This window comes from Methylibium petroleiphilum PM1 (genome assembly GCF_000015725.1).
Classification (GTDB): Bacteria; Pseudomonadota; Gammaproteobacteria; order Burkholderiales; family Burkholderiaceae_C; genus Methylibium; species Methylibium petroleiphilum.
This window is the reverse complement of the sequence record NC_008825.1, coordinates 2,308,380-2,327,623: the sequence shown is the minus strand read 5'-3', so window position 1 is coordinate 2,327,623 and position 19,244 is coordinate 2,308,380. Positions and strand designations below refer to the sequence as shown.

18 protein-coding genes are annotated in these 19,244 nt (G+C 67.8%); all 18 read left to right on the top strand.

Going from position 1 to position 19,244, the window contains the following annotated elements; translation table 11 throughout:
• Positions 1-363 (top strand): succinate dehydrogenase, hydrophobic membrane anchor protein, encoded by a 363-nt coding sequence (gene sdhD, locus MPE_RS10945; RefSeq protein WP_011829762.1) that lies wholly within the window; start codon positions 1-3, stop codon positions 361-363.
• Positions 364-367: 4 nt separating this feature from the next.
• A complete protein-coding gene (sdhA, locus tag MPE_RS10940; RefSeq protein WP_011829761.1) occupies positions 368-2,158 on the top strand; it encodes a succinate dehydrogenase flavoprotein subunit in 1,791 nt (596 codons plus the stop codon).
• A 35-nt stretch (positions 2,159-2,193) separates the two neighbouring features.
• Positions 2,194-2,898 (top strand): succinate dehydrogenase iron-sulfur subunit, encoded by a 705-nt coding sequence (locus MPE_RS10935; RefSeq protein WP_011829760.1) that lies wholly within the window; start codon positions 2,194-2,196, stop codon positions 2,896-2,898.
• A 19-nt stretch (positions 2,899-2,917) separates the two neighbouring features.
• The gene (locus MPE_RS10930; RefSeq protein ID WP_011829759.1) at positions 2,918-3,205 is read left to right on the top strand and encodes an FAD assembly factor SdhE; all 288 of its coding nucleotides are present in this window, start codon (positions 2,918-2,920) and stop codon (positions 3,203-3,205) included.
• A 97-nt stretch (positions 3,206-3,302) separates the two neighbouring features.
• Positions 3,303-4,616 carry a citrate synthase gene (locus MPE_RS10925; RefSeq protein WP_011829758.1) on the top strand — a complete coding sequence of 438 codons (1,314 nt, stop codon included), beginning with the start codon at positions 3,303-3,305 and terminating at the stop codon, positions 4,614-4,616.
• Positions 4,617-4,691: 75 nt separating this feature from the next.
• Positions 4,692-6,104 carry a 3-isopropylmalate dehydratase large subunit gene (gene leuC / locus MPE_RS10920; protein ID WP_036232181.1) on the top strand — a complete coding sequence of 471 codons (1,413 nt, stop codon included), beginning with the start codon at positions 4,692-4,694 and terminating at the stop codon, positions 6,102-6,104.
• A gap of 35 nt (positions 6,105-6,139) precedes the next feature.
• Positions 6,140-6,790: a 3-isopropylmalate dehydratase small subunit gene (leuD, locus tag MPE_RS10915; protein WP_011829756.1), complete on the top strand. Its 651-nt coding sequence runs from the start codon at positions 6,140-6,142 to the stop codon at positions 6,788-6,790.
• 20 nt (positions 6,791-6,810) lie between these two features.
• Positions 6,811-7,902, top strand: a complete 1,092-nt coding sequence (gene leuB, locus MPE_RS10910; RefSeq protein ID WP_011829755.1) for a 3-isopropylmalate dehydrogenase — start codon at positions 6,811-6,813, stop codon at positions 7,900-7,902.
• Between the two features lie 93 nt (positions 7,903-7,995).
• Entirely contained in the window at positions 7,996-9,123 is a 1,128-nt protein-coding gene (gene asd, locus MPE_RS10905) for an aspartate-semialdehyde dehydrogenase (protein ID WP_011829754.1), read from the top strand.
• Positions 9,124-9,361: 238 nt separating this feature from the next.
• A complete protein-coding gene (locus tag MPE_RS10900; RefSeq protein ID WP_011829753.1) occupies positions 9,362-11,974 on the top strand; it encodes a motility hub landmark protein FimV in 2,613 nt (870 codons plus the stop codon).
• Positions 11,975-12,020: 46 nt separating this feature from the next.
• Positions 12,021-12,803, top strand: a complete 783-nt coding sequence (truA, locus tag MPE_RS10895) for a tRNA pseudouridine(38-40) synthase TruA (RefSeq protein ID WP_011829752.1) — start codon at positions 12,021-12,023, stop codon at positions 12,801-12,803.
• A 6-nt stretch (positions 12,804-12,809) separates the two neighbouring features.
• Entirely contained in the window at positions 12,810-13,451 is a 642-nt protein-coding gene (locus tag MPE_RS10890) for a phosphoribosylanthranilate isomerase (RefSeq protein WP_011829751.1), read from the top strand.
• A gap of 19 nt (positions 13,452-13,470) precedes the next feature.
• Positions 13,471-14,709: a tryptophan synthase subunit beta gene (gene trpB / locus MPE_RS10885; RefSeq protein WP_011829750.1), complete on the top strand. Its 1,239-nt coding sequence runs from the start codon at positions 13,471-13,473 to the stop codon at positions 14,707-14,709.
• On the top strand, positions 14,706-15,524 hold the full coding sequence (gene trpA / locus MPE_RS10880) for a tryptophan synthase subunit alpha (RefSeq protein ID WP_011829749.1): 819 nt from the start codon (positions 14,706-14,708) through the stop codon (positions 15,522-15,524). The genes trpB and trpA overlap by 4 nt, the downstream gene beginning before the upstream one ends.
• Complete coding sequence (gene accD / locus MPE_RS10875; RefSeq protein WP_011829748.1) at positions 15,521-16,393, top strand: acetyl-CoA carboxylase, carboxyltransferase subunit beta; 873 nt, start codon at positions 15,521-15,523, stop codon at positions 16,391-16,393. The genes trpA and accD overlap by 4 nt, the downstream gene beginning before the upstream one ends.
• A gap of 131 nt (positions 16,394-16,524) precedes the next feature.
• Positions 16,525-17,847, top strand: coding sequence for a bifunctional tetrahydrofolate synthase/dihydrofolate synthase (gene folC / locus MPE_RS10870; RefSeq protein ID WP_011829747.1), 1,323 nt, complete (start codon positions 16,525-16,527; stop codon positions 17,845-17,847).
• A 102-nt stretch (positions 17,848-17,949) separates the two neighbouring features.
• A complete protein-coding gene (locus MPE_RS10865; RefSeq protein WP_049820803.1) occupies positions 17,950-18,723 on the top strand; it encodes an SPOR domain-containing protein in 774 nt (257 codons plus the stop codon).
• The gene (locus MPE_RS10860; RefSeq protein ID WP_237706311.1) at positions 18,720-19,229 is read left to right on the top strand and encodes a CvpA family protein; all 510 of its coding nucleotides are present in this window, start codon (positions 18,720-18,722) and stop codon (positions 19,227-19,229) included. Before MPE_RS10865 ends, MPE_RS10860 begins: the two co-directional genes overlap by 4 nt.
• The last annotated feature ends 15 nt before the right edge of the window (positions 19,230-19,244 follow it).

The following is a 19,244-nucleotide window of genomic DNA, read 5'->3' as shown; positions in this document are numbered from 1 at the left end:
ATGACACAGAACTACGGATCCAAGCGCATCGTCGTCGGTGCGCACTACGGTCTGCGCGACTGGCTCAGCCAGCGCGTCACGGCCGCGCTGATGGCGATCTTCACCATCGTGCTGATCGCTCAGGTGCTGTTCGGCGCGCCGATGGGCTACGAACGCTGGGCCGGCATCTTCTCGTCGCAGTGGATGAAGGTGCTGACCTTCGTCGTCATCGTGTCGCTGGCCTGGCACGCCTGGGTCGGCGTGCGCGACATCTGGATGGACTACGTCAAGCCGGTCGGGGTGCGCCTGCTGCTGCAGGTGTTGACGATCTCGTGGCTGGTCGGTTGTGCCGGCTGGGCGATCCAAGTGCTGTGGAGGCTGTGACACCATGACAACCAAGCTTCCGACCCGCAAGTTCGACGTCGTCATCGTCGGAGCCGGTGGCTCCGGCATGCGCGCCTCGCTGCAACTCGCTCGTGCCGGCCTGAACGTGGCCGTGCTGTCCAAGGTGTTCCCGACCCGCTCGCACACCGTCGCGGCGCAAGGCGGCATCGGCGCCTCGCTCGGCAACATGTCCGAGGACAACTGGCACTACCACTTCTTCGACACCGTCAAGGGCTCCGACTGGCTCGGCGACCAGGACGCGATCGAGTTCATGTGCCGCGAAGCGCCCAAGGTCGTCTACGAGCTCGAGCATTTCGGCATGCCGTTCGACCGCAACCCGGACGGCACGATCTACCAGCGCCCGTTCGGCGGCCACACCGCGAACTACGGCGAGAAGCCGGTGCAGCGCGCCTGCGCCGCGGCCGACCGCACCGGCCACGCGATGCTGCACACGCTGTACCAGCAGAACGTCAAGGCGCGCACGCAGTTCTTCGTCGAGTGGATGGCGCTCGACCTGATCTGCGACGCTGACGGCGACGTGGTCGGCGTCACCGCGCTCGAGATGGAGACCGGTGACGTCCACGTGCTGCAAGGCAAGACCGTGCTGCTCGCCACCGGTGGGGCGGGTCGCATCTTCGCGGCCAGCACCAACGCCTTCATCAACACCGGCGACGGCCTGGGCATGGCGGCTCGTGCCGGCATCCCTCTGGAGGACATGGAGTTCTGGCAGTTCCACCCGACCGGGGTGCACAACGCTGGCGTGCTGCTGACGGAAGGCTGTCGTGGCGAAGGCGCGATCCTGCGCAACAGCAACGGCGAGCGCTTCATGGAGCGCTACGCGCCGACGCTGAAGGACCTGGCGCCGCGCGACTTCGTGTCGCGCTGCATGGACCAGGAGATCAAGGAAGGGCGCGGCTGCGGTCCGAACAAGGACTACATCCAGCTCGACATGACCCACCTCGGCGGCGAGACGATCATGAAGCGCCTGCCGAGCGTGTTCGAGATCGGCCACAACTTCGCGAACGTCGACATCACGAAGGAGCCGATCCCGGTCGTGCCGACCATCCACTACCAGATGGGTGGCATCCCGACGAACGTTCACGGCCAGGTGGTGGTGCCGAACAACGGCAAGCCCAACGACATCGTCAACGGCCTCTATGCGGTCGGCGAGTGCGCCTGCGTCAGCGTGCACGGCGCCAACCGGCTGGGCACGAACTCGCTGCTCGACCTGCTGGTGTTCGGCCGCGCGGCGGGCAACCACATCGTCGAGTTCAATCAGAAGAACAAGCTGCACAAGTCCCTGCCCGCCGATGCTGCCGATCGCACGCTGGCACGCCTGGCGCGCCTCGACGGCAGCAGCAGCGGCGAGTACGCCCAGGATGTGGCCAACGACATCCGCACGACGATGCAGCAGCACGCCGGCGTGTTCCGCACCCAGGCGATGCTCGACGAGGGCGTGACCAAGATGGCCGCGGTGGCCGAGCGCGTGCGGAGCATCGCGCTGAAGGACAAGTCCAAGGTCTTCAACACCGCCCGCATCGAGGCGCTGGAAGTCGAGAACCTGATCGAGGCGGCGCAGGCCACCATCGTGTCGGCCGCGGCCCGCAAGGAAAGCCGGGGCGCGCACACGGTCAACGACTACGGCGACACGCCCGAGCATCCGAACGGCCGCAACGATGCCGTGTGGATGAAGCACACCCTCTGGTACAGCGATGGCAACCGGCTCGACTACAAGCCGGTCAACCTCAAGCCGATGTCGGTCGAGTCGATCCCCCCCAAGGTCCGCACGTTCTGATCACCCCAGTCCGAAGCGCCCCAGGAAGCGAAAACATGAGCAAGCGCACATTCCAGATCTACCGCTACGACCCGGACACCGACGCCAAGCCGTATATGCAGACGCTCGAGGTCGAGCTCGACGGTTCCGAGCGCATGCTGCTGGACGCGTTGAACAAGCTGAAGGCGGTCGATCCGAGCCTGAGCTTCCGTCGCTCGTGCCGCGAGGGTGTTTGCGGCTCGGACGCGATGAACATCAACGGCAAGAACGGTCTGGCCTGCCTGACCAACATGCGCACGCTGCCGGGAACCGTGGTGCTCAAGCCGCTGCCGGGGCTGCCGGTAATCCGCGACCTGATCGTGGACATGACGCAGTTCTTCAAGCAGTACAACTCGATCAAGCCCTATCTCGTCAACGAAGAGGTGCCGCCCGAGAAGGAGCGTCTGCAGTCGCCGGAGGAGCGCGACGAGCTCAACGGCCTGTACGAATGCATCCTGTGCGCGAGCTGCTCGACCAGCTGCCCGAGCTTCTGGTGGAACCCCGACAAGTTCGTCGGCCCGGCCGGATTGCTCCAGGCCTACCGCTTCATCGCCGACAGCCGCGACCAGGACACCGCAGGGCGACTCGACAACCTCGAGGACCCCTATCGCCTGTTCCGTTGCCACACGATCATGAACTGCGTCGACGTCTGCCCGAAGGGCCTGAACCCGACCAAGGCGATCGGCAAGATCAAGGAATTGATGGTGCGCCGCGCCGTCTGACCCGACCCGGCAGACCTGCATGGCCCACGTGCTCGATGATCCGCTGCTGAGCCCCGCTGCGTTGAGCAAGCTGCGCTGGCGTTGCCGCCGCGGCCTGCTCGAGAACGATCTGTTCATCGAGCGCTTCTTCGCACGGCACGAGGCCACGCTGACCGAGCGTCAGGCGACGGGCCTGGAAGCGCTGATGGATCTGCCGGACAACGATCTGCTGGACCTGTTGCTGGTGCGCACGCAGCCCCAGGCTGAACTCGACCGCCCCGAGGTTCGCCTGGTGCTCGATCAACTGCGCACGCCGCGGCCCGCCTGAAGCCACGCTGCGCTCCGTTTCGCTTTCGTCCCTCGCTCTTTGCCCCTTGTCCCGCTCCGTTTCGTCTCCCTTCGAAGTCTCTAGCCAAGGAACTGCCATGACACCGTCCGACGTGAAAGCCACCCTGTCGTTCTCCGACGGCAGCCCCAGCATGGATTTGCCGATCTACAAGGGCAGCGTGGGCCCGGACGTGATCGACATCCGCAAGCTCTACGCACAGACCGGCAAGTTCACCTACGACCCGGGCTTCCTGAGCACGGCGTCCTGCCAATCGGCCATCACCTACATCGACGGCGACAAGGGTGAACTGTTGTACCGCGGCTACCCGATCGAACAGCTGGCCGAGAACTGCGACTTCCTCGAGACCTGCTATCTGCTGCTCAACGGCGAACTGCCGAACGTCACCGAGAAGGCGAAGTTCGTCAAGACGGTCAACGGCCACACGATGGTCAACGAGCAGATGCAGTTCTTCCTGCGCGGCTTCCGCCGGGACGCCCACCCGATGGCCGTGCTGACCGGTCTGGTGGGGGGGCTGTCGGCCTTCTATCACGACAGCACCGACGTGCAGAACCCGGAGCACCGCGCGATCGCGGCGATCCGCCTGATCGCGAAGATGCCCACGCTGGTTGCGATGGCCTACAAGTATTCGATCGGCCAGCCCTACATCTATCCGCGCAACGATCTGAGCTACACCTCGAACTTCATGCGGATGATGTTCGGTACCCCCTGTGAGGAGTACGTGCCCAACGATGTGCTGGTGCGCGCGATGGACCGCATCTTCATCCTGCACGCCGACCACGAGCAGAACGCGTCGACCTCGACGGTGCGTTTGTGCGGTAGCTCCGGCACCAACCCGTTCGCCGCCATCGCGGCCGGGGTGGCTTGTCTGTGGGGCCCGGCGCACGGCGGGGCCAACGAAGCCTGTCTGAACATGCTGGAAGACATCCAGAAGATGGGCGGCGTGGCCAAGGTCGGCAAGTTCATCGAGCAGGTGAAGGACAAGAACTCGGGCGTGCGCCTGATGGGCTTCGGACACCGCGTCTACAAGAACTACGACCCGCGCGCCAAGCTGATGCGCGAGACCTGTCACGAGGTGCTCGCCGAGATGGGCCTGCAGAACGATCCGCTGTTCAAGCTGGCGATGGAACTGGAGAAGATCGCGCTGGAAGACGATTACTTCGTGTCGCGCAAGCTCTACCCGAACGTCGACTTCTACTCCGGCATCGTCCAGCGTGCCATCGGCATCCCGGTGAGCCTGTTCACCGCCATCTTCGCATTGGCCCGCACGGTGGGCTGGATCGCGCAGCTCAACGAGATGATCGGCGACCCCGAGTACAAGATCGGCCGCCCACGCCAGTTGTTCGTCGGTGCAACGGCCCGCGACGTCACGCCGATTGCCGAGCGCGCCTGACGCCGGTCCGCTCCAATCAGAGCAACCCCGGCCCTGCGCCGGGGTTTCTTGTTGTTGACGCCTAAAATCGAGGCCATGGGACGCACTCTGTACGACAAGCTGTGGGACGAACACGTCGTCCACTCCGAGGACGACGGCACCGCCGTGCTCTACATCGACCGACACCTGGTGCACGAGGTGACGAGCCCGCAGGCCTTCGAAGGCTTGGACCTCGCCGGCCGCAAGATCTGGCGACTTTCGGCCAATCTGGCGGTGAGCGACCACAACGTGCCGACCACCGACCGATCCCGGGGCATCGCCGACCCGGTGTCGCGCCTGCAGGTCGACACGCTGGACGCCAACTGCGACCGCTTCGGCATCACGCAGTTCAAGATGAACGATCGTCGCCAGGGCATCGTGCACGTGATCGGGCCGGAGCAGGGCGCCACGCTGCCGGGCATGACGGTGGTGTGCGGTGATTCGCACACCAGCACCCACGGCGCCTTCGGTGCGCTGGCGCATGGCATCGGCACCAGCGAGGTCGAGCACGTGCTTGCGACTCAGACGCTGCTCGCCAAGAAGGCGAAGAACCTGCTGGTGCGGGTGGACGGCGTGCTACCGGCCGGCTGCAGCGCCAAGGACATCGTGCTGGCGATCATCGGTCGCATCGGCACGGCCGGCGGCAACGGCCATACCATCGAGTTCGGTGGCTCGGCGATTCGCGCGCTGAGCATGGAAGGCCGCATGACGGTGTGCAACATGGCCATCGAGGCCGGCGCGAGGGCCGGCCTGGTCGCGGTGGACGACACGACGATCCAGTACGTGAAGGGGCGGCCGTTCTCGCCGTCAGGTGTGGAGTGGGAGCACGCGGTCGCCTACTGGCGCACGCTGCATTCCGACGAGGATGCCGTCTTTGATCGCGTGGTCGAACTCGATGCGGGTCAGATCGCACCGCAGGTCACCTGGGGCACCTCGCCCGAGATGGTGCTTTCGATCAACGACCGGGTGCCCGATCCGGACCGCGAGAAGGATGCTGGCAAGCGCGGCGCCATCGAGCGCGCGCTGACCTACATGTCGCTCGAGCCGAACAAGCCGATCGGTGACATCCGCATCGACAAGGTGTTCATCGGCTCGTGTACCAACTCCCGCATCGAGGACCTGCGCGAGGCCGCCGCGGTGGTGCGGCGCGTCGGCGGGCGCATCGCCGGCAACGTGAAGCTGGCGCTGGTCGTGCCGGGTTCCGGGCTGGTCAAGGCGCAGGCCGAGCGCGAAGGGCTCGATGCGGTGTTCAAGGCGGCCGGCTTCGAATGGCGGGAGCCGGGCTGCTCGATGTGCCTGGCGATGAACGCCGACCGCCTCGAGCCCGGAGAACGGTGCGCGTCTACCAGCAACCGCAACTTCGAGGGTCGCCAGGGCGCCGGCGGCCGCACGCACCTCGTGAGCCCCGCGATGGCCGCCGCCGCCGCCATGGAAGGGCATTTCGTCGACGTCCGGCGCATTGCCGCCTGAGCGTCCGTCACCGCCTCCACCTGAAACCGACAGCCATGCAGCCTTTCCGTTTGCACCGAGGCGTGGTCGCCCCGATCGACCGTGAGAACGTCGACACCGACGCGATCATCCCCAAGCAGTTTCTCAAGTCGATCAAGCGCAGCGGCTTCGGCGTGAACCTGTTCGACGAATGGCGCTATCTCGACCATGGCGAGCCGGGGCAGGATCCGGCGTCGCGCCGACCCAACCCGGACTTCGTGCTGAACCAGCCGCGCTACCGTGGCGCCTCGGTGCTGCTGGCGCGCCGCAATTTCGGCTGCGGCTCCAGCCGCGAGCACGCGCCCTGGGCCATCGACCAGTACGGGTTCCGCGCGCTGATCGCGCCGAGCTTCGCCGACATCTTCTTCAACAACTGCTTCAAGAACGGCCTGCTGCCCATCGTGCTGCCCGAGGCGCAGGTGGCGCGGCTGTTCGACGAGGTGGCGGCCTTCCCGGGCTACGAGTTGACGATCGACCTAGAGCGCCAGGTGGTCGTCAAGCCCGACGGCGACGAGCTGGCGTTCGACGTCGAGCCGTTCCGCCGGCACTGCCTGCTCGGCGGCCTGGATGACATCGGCCTGACGCTGCGCCACGCGGACAAGATCCGCGCCTACGAGGCCGAGCGCCTGCTGCGCAAGCCCTGGCTGGCGAACACGCTGGCCTCCTGAACCACGAGGAATTGCAGAGCATGAAGATTGCCGTGTTGCCGGGTGACGGCATCGGTCCCGAGATCGTCGACGAGGCGGTCCGGGTCCTGGAGGTGCTGGACCTGCGCTTCGAGCTGGAAGCTGCGCCGGTGGGCGGCGCTGCCTACGAGGCCGCGGGTCATCCGTTGCCCGAGAGCACGCTGCAGCTTGCCCAAAGCGCGGACGCGATCCTGTTCGGCGCCGTCGGCGACTGGAAGTTCGACAAGCTCGACCGCCCGCTGCGGCCCGAGCAGGCCATCCTCGGGCTGCGCAAGCACCTGGGGCTGTTCGCCAACTTCCGCCCGGCCATCTGCTACCCGCAGCTCACGCACGCGTCGAGCCTGAAGCCCGAGCTGGTGGCGGGCCTGGACATCCTCATCATCCGCGAACTGACCGGCGACATCTACTTCGGCCAGCCGCGCGGCCGGCGCAGTGCACCCGATGGGCATTTCCCTGGGGCCGAGGAGGCGTACGACACGATGCGCTACAGCCGCCCTGAAGTCGAGCGCATCGCCCACGTGGCTTTTCAGGCGGCCCGCAAGCGCGGCGGCAAGCTCACCAGCGTGGACAAGGCCAACGTTCTGGAGACCTTCCAGTTCTGGAAGGACATCGTCACCGAGGTCCACGCCCAGTACCCGGACGTGAAGCTCGACCACCTCTATGTCGACAACGCCGCGATGCAGCTGGTCAAGGCGCCCAAGGCCTTCGACGTGATCGTCACCGGCAACATGTTCGGCGACATCCTCAGTGACGAGGCGGCCATGCTGACCGGCTCGATCGGCATGCTGCCCAGCGCCTCGCTGAACGCAAAGAACCAGGGCCTGTATGAGCCCAGCCACGGCAGCGCGCCCGACATCGCGGGCAAGGGCGTGGCGAATCCGCTCGCTACAATCCTGTCCGCTGCCATGATGCTTCGCTTCTCCCTCAACCAGCCCGAAGCCGCCGCTCGCATCGAGCGCGGCGTGGATGCCGTGCTCGCGGCGGGCCTGCGCACGGCCGACATCTGGTCCGAGGGCACCACCAAGGTGGGCACGCGCGCGATGGGTGATGCGGTCGTGGCCGCCATCACCGGCAAAACCATTACCAAGAGCTAGCAGGCTCCGGTTCGTCTCGCCCCACCTTCCTGGACCCCGGCGACACGAGCCGGGCAAGTGGGGTCCGGACTCTCGAACTGGAAAGGCAATCACATGGCACTCGTAGGATTGGTCGGCTGGCGCGGCATGGTAGGTTCCGTGCTGATGGATCGCATGGTCGCCGAGCGCGACTTCGACCTCATCGAGCCGCTGTTCTTCAGCACCAGCAACGCTGGCGGCGCGGCGCCAGCGATGGCGAAGAACGAGACGCGCCTGCAGGATGCGCACGACATCGCGGCGCTCAAGCGCTGCGACATCATCATCACGGCGCAGGGTGGCGACTACACCACCGAGGTCTTCCCCAAGCTGCGCGCCGCAGGCTGGAAGGGCCATTGGGTCGATGCCGCCTCCACACTGCGCATGAAGGACGATGCCGTCATCATCCTCGACCCGGTGAACCTGCCGGTCATCGAGAACGCGCTCGCCCAGGGAGGGCGCAACTGGGTCGGCGGCAACTGCACGGTCAGCTGCATGTTGATGGGCGTGGGTGCGCTGTACAAGGCGGGTCTCGTCGAGTGGATGAGCTCGATGACCTACCAGGCGGCCTCGGGCGGCGGCGCACAGCACATGCGCGAACTGTTGACGCAGTTCGGCACCCTGAACGCCTCGGTCCGTGCGCTGCTCGACGATCCGAAGAGCGCGATCCTCGAGATCGACCGCCAGGTCATCGACACGCAACGTGGCCTGTCGGCCGAAGCGACCCAGCAATTCGGCGTGCCGCTGGGCGGCTCGTTGATCCCGTGGATCGACAAGGACCTCGGCGCAGGCGTCAGCCGCGAGGAATGGAAGGCGGGCGCCGAGACCAACAAGATCCTCGGCATCGGCGAAGGCTTTGGCACGCCGGCGATCCCGGTAGACGGCTTCTGTGTGCGTGTCGGCGCCATGCGCTGCCATAGCCAGGCGTTGACCTTCAAGCTGAAGAAGGACGTGCCGCTGGCCGATGTGGAGGCCCTGATCGCCCAGGACAACGACTGGGTCAAGCTGGTGCCGAACACGCGCGAGGCGACGATCCGCGACCTGACACCGGTGGCCGTGACAGGCACGCTCGGCATTCCGGTCGGGCGCGTTCGCAAGTTGGCGATGGGCCCGGAATACCTGGGCGCGTTCACGATCGGCGACCAGTTGTTGTGGGGTGCGGCCGAGCCGCTGCGGCGTATGCTGCGCATCCTGCTGCAGGCTTGAACGACCGGCAGCGCACCGCCTGGGACCGAGACGTTGCAGAGTGACAACGAAGCCGTCTCGGGTGCGCAGGTCGCCACGGTCACGAAGACGTCACGCGGAGCATGAGCTTGTCACCGTATCTGCTTGATGTTATTGTGATTTCAGTCATTTCAGCTCGGCTTGCCCGGCGTTTCGCCTCGGCACCGGCGGACAACGAGTCGCATCGCGCGACGCTTGGATTTCGTATTTGGGAGGCGCCTTGAAAGAACGAAAGAACCGCGTCGGGCAGGCTCGTGCACCCAGAACACTGAACGCCGTCGCTGTTGCAGCGCTGGCGGTTTGCGCCTGGATGCCGATCGACGCGGCGGCGCTCGGCTTGGGGCGTCTGTCGGTTCAGTCCGCACTCGGGGAGGCGCTCCGGGCCGAGATCGACGTCACCGCACTCACGCCGGAAGAGGCTTCGAGCCTGAAGGTGAAGGTGGCGTCGCCCGACGCCTACCGTGCGGCCGGGGTCGACTACAACGCAGCGCTGTCGGCGGCGAACGTGACGCTGCAGCGGCGCGCCGATGGCCGACCCTACCTGCGACTGACCGGCGATCGTCCGGTCGGCGAGCCCTTCGTCGACGTCATCCTCGAATTGAACTGGTCGTCGGGGCGCCTGGTGCGCGAGTTCACCATGCTGTTCGACCCGCCGGCCACGCGTGCCGCGGCGCCGGCATCTGCACCGGCGGTCATCTCGCCGGCGCCGTCGGCGGCGCCCGCCGTCGCGGCGCCGCTGCCGCCCCGCGCGGCCGCTCCCGCCAGCCCGAACGGGGCGGTTCCGGCCCCGGCCCCGGCCCCGGCCCCGGCCCCGGCTCCGCGTCCGGCACCGGCACCGGCACCGGCACCGGCACCGGCACCGGCACCGGCACCGGCACCGCGCGCTGCGGCGGCCGAGCCGGCTGGCACGGGTGCCGCGTCCGAGTACCGCGTCAAGGCGGGTGACACGCTGTACCGCATCGCCACTCGCACGCAGCAGCCCGGCGTGTCGCTGGACCAGATGCTGGTGGCGCTCTATCGCAGCAACCCCGGCGCCTTCCTCGGCAACAACATGAACCGGCTCAAGGCCGGCGCCGTGCTCAATGTTCCGTCCGGTGAAGAGACCCAGGCCATCACGCCATCCGACGCCCGGCAGGTGATCCAGGCGCAGAGCGCCGACTTCGGCGCCTACCGTGCCAAGCTCGCCGGTGGCGTGCCCACTGCGGCCGCGCCCGACAGCAGCCGCTCTGCGGCGGGCAAGGTGCAGGCGGACGTGCAGGACCGCAAGACGGCCGCTGGTGGTACGCCGGACAAGCTGACCTTGAGCAAGGGTGCGGTCGGTGCGAGCAAGCCGGGGCCGGAAGACCAGGTGGCCAAAGGCCGCGAGCAGAAGGACAGCTCCACCCGTGTGGCCGAATTGGCCAAGAACGTCGAGGAACTGAAGAAATTGCAGGGAGCGGCCGCGGCCGGTTCGGCGGCTTCAGCTGCGGTAGCCAAGCCGGGGGTCAGCGTACCCGCGCCAGTGGTCGTCCCGCCGACGCCGCCGAAGCCCGCTCCTGCGCCCGCACCAGTTCCCGCTCCGCCGCCGCCCGCGCCGGTCCCGCCCCCGGCTCCCGAGCCAGCCCCTGCGCCGGCCCCTGTCCCCGCGCCCGCCCCGGCGCCCAGCCCGGAAGTGCCTCCGGCGGTGGCTTCGGCACCCTCCGAGGCGCTGCCGGTCGCTGCTGCGCCAGCGTCGACGGCAGCCAGCGAGCCGGCAACTGCCCCGGCACCGGCACCCAGCGCGGGCCCGAGCTTCCTCGACGGCTTGCTCGAGAACCCGTTGCTGCTGCCGGGTGTCGGCGTGCTGGTCGCGCTCCTCGCCGGCTTCGGCTTCTACCGCATGCGCCAGGGCAAGCGCGACAGCGGCGAGACCTCGTTCCTCGAAAGTCGCCTGCAGCCGGATTCGTTCTTCGGTGCGAGTGGTGGGCAGCGCGTCGACACCCGCGACGCGACCGGCGTGCCGTCATCGATGAGCTACTCTCTGAGCCAGCTCGATGCGATCGGCGACGTGGACCCTGTGGCCGAGGCCGATGTCTACCTGGCCTACGGCCGCGATCTGCAGGCCGAAGAGATCCTCAAGGAAGCGATGCGCTCGAGTCCGGAGCGCATGGCGATCCGGCTGAAGCTGCTCGAGGTCTATGCGAAGCGCCGCGACACCAAGGGCTTCGAACTGCTCGCCACGCAGCTCTATGCGCTGACCGGTGGCGAAGGCGAGGACTGGCTGCGCGCGCAGCAGCTCGGCGCCGGCATCGACCCCGAAAACCCGCTGTTCCAGCCGGGCGGCCGCCCGCCCGGTGCGCCGGTCGACGGCGGCGCCGTGGTGGAGGCGCTCGGCGCCAGCACCATGCCGCAATCGGTGTTGCCGTCTCCGTCGCGCTTCGATGCGCAGCGTTCGGAAATCCTCGAGGACCCAGGAGTCGACCTGGACCTGGACGTGTCGGTGCCCGGCGCGCTCGACGAGACCCCACGGCCTTCGGCACCGGAGCGCACCCAGCCGCTGCCGGCCGCGGCGGCCCCGACCGCCTCGCCGGACCTCGGGTTCGACTTCGACCTGCCGTCCCTCTCGCTTGACGATCCCAGCCAACCGGCTGTCTCCACCACCGTGGCCGATGAGTCGCTGCCCGACCTCGGCAACTTCGATCTGCCGGGCGACGAAGCGACCGATGAGGCGCTGTCCCGCAAGCTCGAACTGGCGGAGGAGTTCCGCCAGATCGGTGATCTCGAAGGCGCCCGCGACCTGTTGCAGGAAGTCGTGGCGCAGTCCGGCGGCACGCTCAAAGCCAAGGCCCAGAGCATGCTGAAGGACATCGGCTGAACCGGGTCGGTTCGGTCGCTGATCGTCTCCAGCCGGGCTCCGGGCCATGCGATTGGCCCTGGGCCTGAGCTATCGCGGCGGCGCCTACCGGGGCTGGCAGAGCCAACCCGACGGACTCACGGTGCAGGACCGGGTCGAGGAGGCCCTGGCCCGCTTCGCCGATCGGCCGGTGCGCACCGTGTGCGCCGGGCGCACCGACGCTGGCGTGCATGCGCTCAACCAGGTGGTCCATCTCGACACCGAGATCGAGCGTGAGCCGTTCTCCTGGGTGCGCGGCACCAACCGCTACCTGCCTCCTGATATCGCCGTGCAATGGTGCCGGCCGGTCGATGCCGCCTTCCACGCGCGCAACAGCGCGCGTGGAAGGCGCTATGCCTACCTGCTGCTGGAGTCCCCCGTGCGGCCGGCCATCGAGGCCGGTGCCGTCGGCTGGGTGTTCCGGCCACTCGATGCGACGCCCATGCGCGAGGCGGCAGCCCACCTGATCGGCGAGCATGATTTCAGCGCCTTCCGCTCAGCCGAGTGCCAGGCGGCCAGCCCGGTGAAGAACCTGAGGCGTATCGAGATCGTTCGCTGCGGCGCCTACTGGCGTTTTGAGTTCGAGGCTAGCGCCTTTCTCCACCACATGGTCCGCAACTTGATGGGCTGCCTGCTGGCCGTAGGGCAGGGTGTGCGAGCGCCGCAGTGGCTGGCCGAGGTGCTGGCCGCGGGCGATCGCCGCCGGGCTGCGCCCACCTTTGCCCCGGATGGCCTGTATTTCCTCGGTCCGCAATACGATGCGAACCTCGACCTGCCCGAACGCACGCCCGCGTTCGACTGGCTGCCCTGAAAGCCCATGCGCACCCGCATCAAAATCTGTGGTCTGACCCGCGAGGCCGATGTCGACGCGGCGGTCGAGGCCGGAGTCGACGCCGTCGGCTTCGTTTTCTATGCGAAGAGCCCGCGTGCGGTGTCCGTGGCGCACGCTGCGGCGTTGGCGCGTCGCCTGCCGCCGTTCGTGACGCCGGTCGGCCTGTTCGTCAACGCTGCGCCGCACGAACTGGCCGCTGCCTGTGCCGCCATTCCGACGCTGATGCTGCAGTTCCACGGCGACGAGACGCCGGCGCAGTGCGATGCGGTGGGGCGGCCCTACCTGCGCGCTGCCCGCATGACACCGGGTTTCGATTTGTTAAACTTTGCGCAGCAGTTCTCGAGCGCCCAGGCCCTGCTTCTCGATGCATATGTCGAGGGCTACGGCGGCGGCGGAAAGGTCTTCGATTGGTCACTCGTTCCATCCGGCGTCACCCCTCCGCTCGTTTTGTCTGGTGGGTTGAGTGCTGCCAACGTGACCGATGGGGTGCTGAAGGTGCGGCCTTGGGCCGTTGACGTGAGTTCCGGCGTGGAGAGTGCGAAGGGCATCAAGGATGCCGACGCCGTCCGCCGGTTTTGCGAGGCAGTGCGCGAGGCCGATGCCCGTGTCGCCGCCAGCGAGATCTGACACCTTCCCTGCACCCACCATGTTGAATTACCAGCAACCCGATGCGAGCGGCCATTTCGGCCGCTATGGCGGCAGCTTCGTCGCCGAGACCCTGATCCACGCGCTCGACGAACTGAAGGCCGCCTACGCGCGCTATCGCGACGATCCCGAGTTCGTGGCCGAGTTCAAGAGCGAGCTCGCGCATTTCGTCGGCCGACCCAGTCCGATCTACCACGCCGCGCGCATGAGCCGCGAGCTCGGTGGCGCCCAGATCTACCTGAAGCGCGAGGACCTCAACCACACCGGCGCCCACAAGATCAACAACACCATCGGCCAGGCGCTGCTGGCCCGGCGCATGGGCAAGCCGCGCGTGATCGCCGAAACCGGTGCCGGCCAGCACGGCGTGGCCACCGCCACCATCTGTGCCCGCTACGGCATGGAATGCGTGGTCTACATGGGCAGCGAGGACGTGAAGCGCCAGTCGCCCAACGTCTACCGCATGCACCTGCTGGGCGCCAGGGTGGTGCCGGTGGACAGCGGCAGCAAGACGCTGAAGGACGCGCTGAACGAGGCGCTGCGCGACTGGGTCACCAACGTCGAGAACACCTTCTACATCATCGGCACCGTGGCCGGCCCGGCGCCGTACCCGGAGATGGTGCGTGACTTCCAGAGCGTCATCGGCGAGGAATGCCTGCGGCAGATGCCGGAGATGGCGGGTCGCCAGCCCGACGCGGTGATCGCCTGCGTCGGCGGCGGCAGCAATGCGATGGGCATCTTCTACCCGTATATCCGACACGAGGGCGTGCGCCTGATCGGCGTGGAGGCGGCCGGACACGGGCTCGACTCCGGCAAGCATGCGGCCAGCCTCAGCGCCGGCTCGCCGGGCGTGCTGCACGGCAACCGCACCTACCTGTTGCAGGACGCGAACGGCCAGATCATCGAGACGCACTCGATCTCCGCCGGACTCGATTACCCCGGCGTCGGCCCTGAGCACGCCTACCTGAAGGACATCGGGCGGGCCGAGTACGTCGGCATCACCGACGACGAGGCGCTGCAGGCCTTTCACCGGCTGTGCCGCACCGAAGGCATCATCCCGGCGCTTGAATCCAGCCATGCGGTGGCCTACGCGATGAAACTGGCGCCGACGATGCGCAGCGACCAGAGTCTGCTGGTCAATCTGTCCGGCCGGGGCGACAAGGACATCGGCACCGTTGCCGACCTGTCCGGCGCCGAGTTCTACGACCGGCCGTCGTCGCGCGGCGAGAAGGTGAAGCAATGAGTCGCATCGCTGCGACCTTCGAGCGGCTGCGCGGGCAGCGGCGCACCGCGCTGATTCCCTACATCACCGCCGGCGATCCCTACGCCGACGCCACCGTCGACATCATGCTGGCGATGGCCGGAGCCGGGGCCGACGTCATCGAACTCGGCGTGCCGTTCTCCGACCCGATGGCCGACGGCCCTGTGATCCAGAAGGCCTCGGAGCGGGCGTTGGCCAAAGGCATCGGCATGGGTCAGGTGCTGGCGATGGTGCGGAGCTTCCGAGAGCACAACGACACCACGCCGGTGGTCCTGATGGGCTACGCGAACCCGGTCGAGCGCTATGGCATCGACCGCTTCGTCGCCGACGCCAAGTCGGCCGGTGTCGACGGTGTGCTGGTGGTCGACTACCCGCCTGAGGAGTGCGAGGCTTTCGCCGCGCAACTGCAGGGCGCGGACCTCGACCCGATCTTCCTGCTCGCCCCGACCTCCACCGAGCAGCGTATGAAGGACGTGGGCCGCATTGCGCGGGGCTACGTCTACTACGTGTCGCTCAAGGGCGTGACCGGAGCAGGGCACCTGGACACCGACGCCGTCGCGACGATGCTGCCGCGCATCCGCGAGCACGTGAAAGTGCCGGTCGGCGTGGGTTTCGGCATTCGCGACGCGGCCACTGCGAAGGCGCTTGCAGCGGTGGCCGACGCGGTCGTCATCGGCTCGCGCATCGTCCAGTTGCTGGAAGCCGAGCCGCGCGAGAGCGTCGCTGCCGTCGGCGGCACCTTCATTGCCTCGATCCGCGAGGCGCTAGATTCTTCAACCGAAGGAGTGCGTGCATGAGCTGGCTCGAGAAACTGCTGCCGCCCAAGATCCAGCCCACCGATCCGACCGAGCGTCGCTCGGTGCCGGAAGGGCTGTGGATCAAGTGCCCTGCCTGCGAGACGGTGCTCTACAAGACCGACCTGGAGCAGAACGCCTACGTCTGCCCCAAGTGCACCCACCACCACCGCGTCGGTGCGCGCGAACGCCTCGACAAGTTCCTCGACCCGGAGGGCCGCTACGAGCTGGCCCAGGAGGTCGTGCCGGTCGACCCGCTGAAGTTCAAGGACAGCAAGAAGTACCCCGAGCGCCTGAAGCAGGCGATGGAATCCACCGGCGAGACCGACGCGCTGGTGGTGATGGGCGGCGCGGTCCACACGCTGCCGGTCGTCGCCGCAGCCTTCGAGTTCGAGTTCATGGGCGGCTCGATGGGCTCGGTCGTCGGCGAGCGCTTCGTGCGCGGCGTCGAGGCAGCCATCGACCAGAAGACGCCGTTCCTCTGCTTCACCGCGACCGGCGGCGCGCGTATGCAAGAGGGACTGTTGTCGCTGATGCAGATGGCCAAGACCAATGCGGCCCTGACGCGGCTGGCCAAGGCGAAGCTGCCCTACATCAGCGTGCTGACCGACCCGACGATGGGCGGCGTATCGGCCGGCTTCGCCTTCATGGGCGACGTGGTGATTGCCGAACCGAAGGCGCTGATCGGTTTCGCCGGCCCGCGCGTGATCGAGAACACCGTGCGCGAGAAGCTGCCCGAGGGCTTCCAGCGCAGCGAGTTCCTGCTGAACAAGGGGGCGCTCGACATGATCGTCGACCGTCGCGAATTGCGCGGCACGGTGGCCCAACTGCTCGCGATGCTGCAGCGGCAGAGCGCCGACGCGGTGGCCTGAGCTTTCTCCCGTCGCGCTCGGTGCAGCTGGCGGCAGCGAGCCGCCAGCACGGCGAAGGGCGGTGTCGGCCGCCCTTGCGCTTGAAGCTCGGCCGTTGTCCATCCGCTTCTCTGTCCCACGATTCGCGCTCCATGACGACCCCGTCCACGCTCGCCGACTGGCTGGCCCATTGCGAGCGCCTGCATCCCCGCACCATCGACCTCACGCTGGAGCGCGTGCAGCGCGTGCGCAAGCGGCTCGGGCTGGGCTTCGACTGTCCGGTGTTCACGGTGGCTGGCACCAACGGCAAGGGCTCGACCTGCGCGATGCTCGAAGCCATCCTGCTGCATTCGGGTTATCGGGTTGGCGTCTACACCTCGCCGCACCTGGTGCATTTCGAGGAACGCTGCCGCATCGGCGGCGAGATCGTCGAGGCGGCAGCGCTGCTGCCGCACTTCGCGGCCGTCGAGACGGCCCGCCAAGGTGAGACGCTGACCTACTTCGAGTTCACCACGCTGGTGATCCTGCGGCTTCTCAGCGAAGCCTCGCTTGACGCGGTGGTGCTGGAGGTCGGCCTCGGGGGGCGGCTTGACGCCGTCAATTCGATCGATACCGACTGCGCCATCCTCACCAGCATCGACCTCGACCACATGGACTATCTCGGGCCCGACCGCGAGGCGATCGGGCGCGAGAAGGCAGGCATCCTGCGCACCGGCCGGCCGGCGATCGTCGGCGACCCGGTGCCGCCGCAGAGCGTGATCGACCACGCGCGCGAGATCGGCGCCGACCTGTGGCGCTTCGGGCACGACTTCAACTACCGCGGCGACAAGCAGCAGTGGGGCTGGGCCGGTCGCGCGCGCCGCCACAACGGGCTGGCCTATCCGGCCCTGCGCGGCGCGAACCAGCTGCTCAACGCCTCGGGCGTGCTGGCGGCGCTGGAGGCGCTGCGCGACCGGCTCCCGGTCACAGCGCAGGCCGTTCGCAACGGACTCGCGATGGTGGAACTGCCAGGGCGCTTCCAGATCGTGCCGGGCGCACCGACGCTGGTGCTCGATGTCGCGCACAACCCGCACGCCGTCGCCACGCTGGCCGAGAACCTCGACCAGATGGGCTACTACCCCTGCACCCACGTCGTGTTCGGTGCGATGAAGGACAAGGACATCGAGACCATGTTCGCGCGTCTGTTGCCGCTGGTGGATCGCTGGTACTTCAGCGACCTGCCGACACCCCGCGCTGCGACGGCGCAGGAGCTCCGGGCCCTGCACGTGCGGGCCGTGGCCGCGCGCGCGCCGGGGGCGACGCCGCTGCCGCCGCAAGTGCAGGCCAGCGAGCATCCAGCGCCCCGCGCCGCACTCGTCGCGGCCCTCGAAGCGGCTGACCCCGCTGATAGAATTGTGGTGTTCGGATCGTTCTTCACCGTCGGTGGCGTGCTCGAGAACGGGTTGCCACGCCGCACTGCCAAGCATCTGGGTTGACATTGCGGTTGCCGACCCGATGTGCAGGTCCGACGGCCTGCATCGCGGAACCATCGCAGGGCGTTGCGCTTGCCGTCGATCACCTCCCGGAAGCCTCCTCGCATGGGTCTGCTGTCCTTCTTTCAACGCAAGTCCGGCACCGGGTCCGGCGCCTCACCGACCGACGCTGATTCCGTCGAACTCGCGCGTGGCCGTGCACGTCGCCGCCTGGTCGGCGCGACAGTTCTGGTGGTGCTGGGTGTGTTGGGCTTTCCTCTGCTGTTCGACACGGCGCCGCGACCGCTGTCGGGCGATATCCCGATCGACATTCCTCGCAAGGACGCTGCCGCGCCGCTGGTCACCAAGCCGGCGAGTCCGCCGTCGGACGCCGTGACGGCACCGAAGGACGATGCGGTCATGACGGAGCGCGCCGAGGAGGCCGGACGCGAGGTCGCCGTGCCGGCTGCGTCGCCGCGTGTCGCGGCTGCGCCCCCGGAAAAGCCCGCCGCAAAACCCGCCGACAAGAAGCCTGAGCCGGCCGCCAGCAAGCCCGCTGCCACCAAACCGGCGGTGGCCGCCGATGCTGCCCGAGCCAGGGCCGCGTTGGAAGGCAAGCCTGCGGTCGTCGCGGCCAAGACCGAGGCTGCCGACAAGCCCTCCGATGGCAGTACACGCTTCGTCGTGCAGGTCGGTGCCTACAGTGAGGCCGACTCTGCCCGCGAGGCCCGCTCGCGTGTCGAGAAGCTGGGCTACAAGACCTACACGCAGGTCGTGGAGACGCCATCGGGCAAGCGCATCCGGGTGCGCATCGGCCCCTACGCCGATCGCGGTGAGGCCGACAAGGTGGCCGCGAAGATCAAGCAATCCGGCCTCGGTTCGGCCGTGCTCACGCTGTGAGCGCCGCCGTGGCGCAGGTCAGCTGGGTCGACTGGGTGTTCCTCGCCGTCGTCGGCCTGTCGGTCATCGTGGGTCTGGTGCGCGGCCTGCTGTACGAGGTGATGTCGCTGCTGGGCTGGGTGGTCGCCTACGTGGCGGCGCAGGCTTTCGGCTTCGCCGTGGCGCCGAGCATCCCGGTCGGGGCACCGGGCTCGGGGCTCAATCTCGCAGCGTCGTTCGTGATCGTCTTCGTGGCCGTGCTGATCGGCTGGGGTTTCCTGTCGTGGCTGATCAAGAAGCTGGTGCAGGCCTCGCCGCTGAGTCCGCTCGATCGGGTGCTGGGCGCGGTGTTCGGTCTGTTGCGCGGGGTGCTGGTGGCGCTGGTCGCCGCGACGGCGGTCACCATGACGCCGCTGGCGACATCGCCGGCATGGCAAGCTGCCCACAGCGTGGCGGGCCTGCAGGCGGTGCTGGCCGGCCTGAAGCCGCTGCTGCCGCACGAGGTGGCGCGGCATCTGCGGGCCTGAGAGAGATTCATTTCA

Coding starts and splice junctions, on each gene's coding strand:
- sdhD (WP_011829762.1), top strand. CDS start 1: ATGACACAGAACTACGGATCCAAGCGCATCGTCGTCGGTGCGCACTAC.
- sdhA (WP_011829761.1), top strand. CDS start 368: ATGACAACCAAGCTTCCGACCCGCAAGTTCGACGTCGTCATCGTCGGA.
- MPE_RS10935 (WP_011829760.1), top strand. CDS start 2,194: ATGAGCAAGCGCACATTCCAGATCTACCGCTACGACCCGGACACCGAC.
- MPE_RS10930 (WP_011829759.1), top strand. CDS start 2,918: ATGGCCCACGTGCTCGATGATCCGCTGCTGAGCCCCGCTGCGTTGAGC.
- MPE_RS10925 (WP_011829758.1), top strand. CDS start 3,303: ATGACACCGTCCGACGTGAAAGCCACCCTGTCGTTCTCCGACGGCAGC.
- leuC (WP_036232181.1), top strand. CDS start 4,692: ATGGGACGCACTCTGTACGACAAGCTGTGGGACGAACACGTCGTCCAC.
- leuD (WP_011829756.1), top strand. CDS start 6,140: ATGCAGCCTTTCCGTTTGCACCGAGGCGTGGTCGCCCCGATCGACCGT.
- leuB (WP_011829755.1), top strand. CDS start 6,811: ATGAAGATTGCCGTGTTGCCGGGTGACGGCATCGGTCCCGAGATCGTC.
- asd (WP_011829754.1), top strand. CDS start 7,996: ATGGCACTCGTAGGATTGGTCGGCTGGCGCGGCATGGTAGGTTCCGTG.
- truA (WP_011829752.1), top strand. CDS start 12,021: ATGCGATTGGCCCTGGGCCTGAGCTATCGCGGCGGCGCCTACCGGGGC.
- MPE_RS10890 (WP_011829751.1), top strand. CDS start 12,810: ATGCGCACCCGCATCAAAATCTGTGGTCTGACCCGCGAGGCCGATGTC.
- trpB (WP_011829750.1), top strand. CDS start 13,471: ATGTTGAATTACCAGCAACCCGATGCGAGCGGCCATTTCGGCCGCTAT.
- trpA (WP_011829749.1), top strand. CDS start 14,706: ATGAGTCGCATCGCTGCGACCTTCGAGCGGCTGCGCGGGCAGCGGCGC.
- accD (WP_011829748.1), top strand. CDS start 15,521: ATGAGCTGGCTCGAGAAACTGCTGCCGCCCAAGATCCAGCCCACCGAT.
- folC (WP_011829747.1), top strand. CDS start 16,525: ATGACGACCCCGTCCACGCTCGCCGACTGGCTGGCCCATTGCGAGCGC.
- MPE_RS10865 (WP_049820803.1), top strand. CDS start 17,950: ATGGGTCTGCTGTCCTTCTTTCAACGCAAGTCCGGCACCGGGTCCGGC.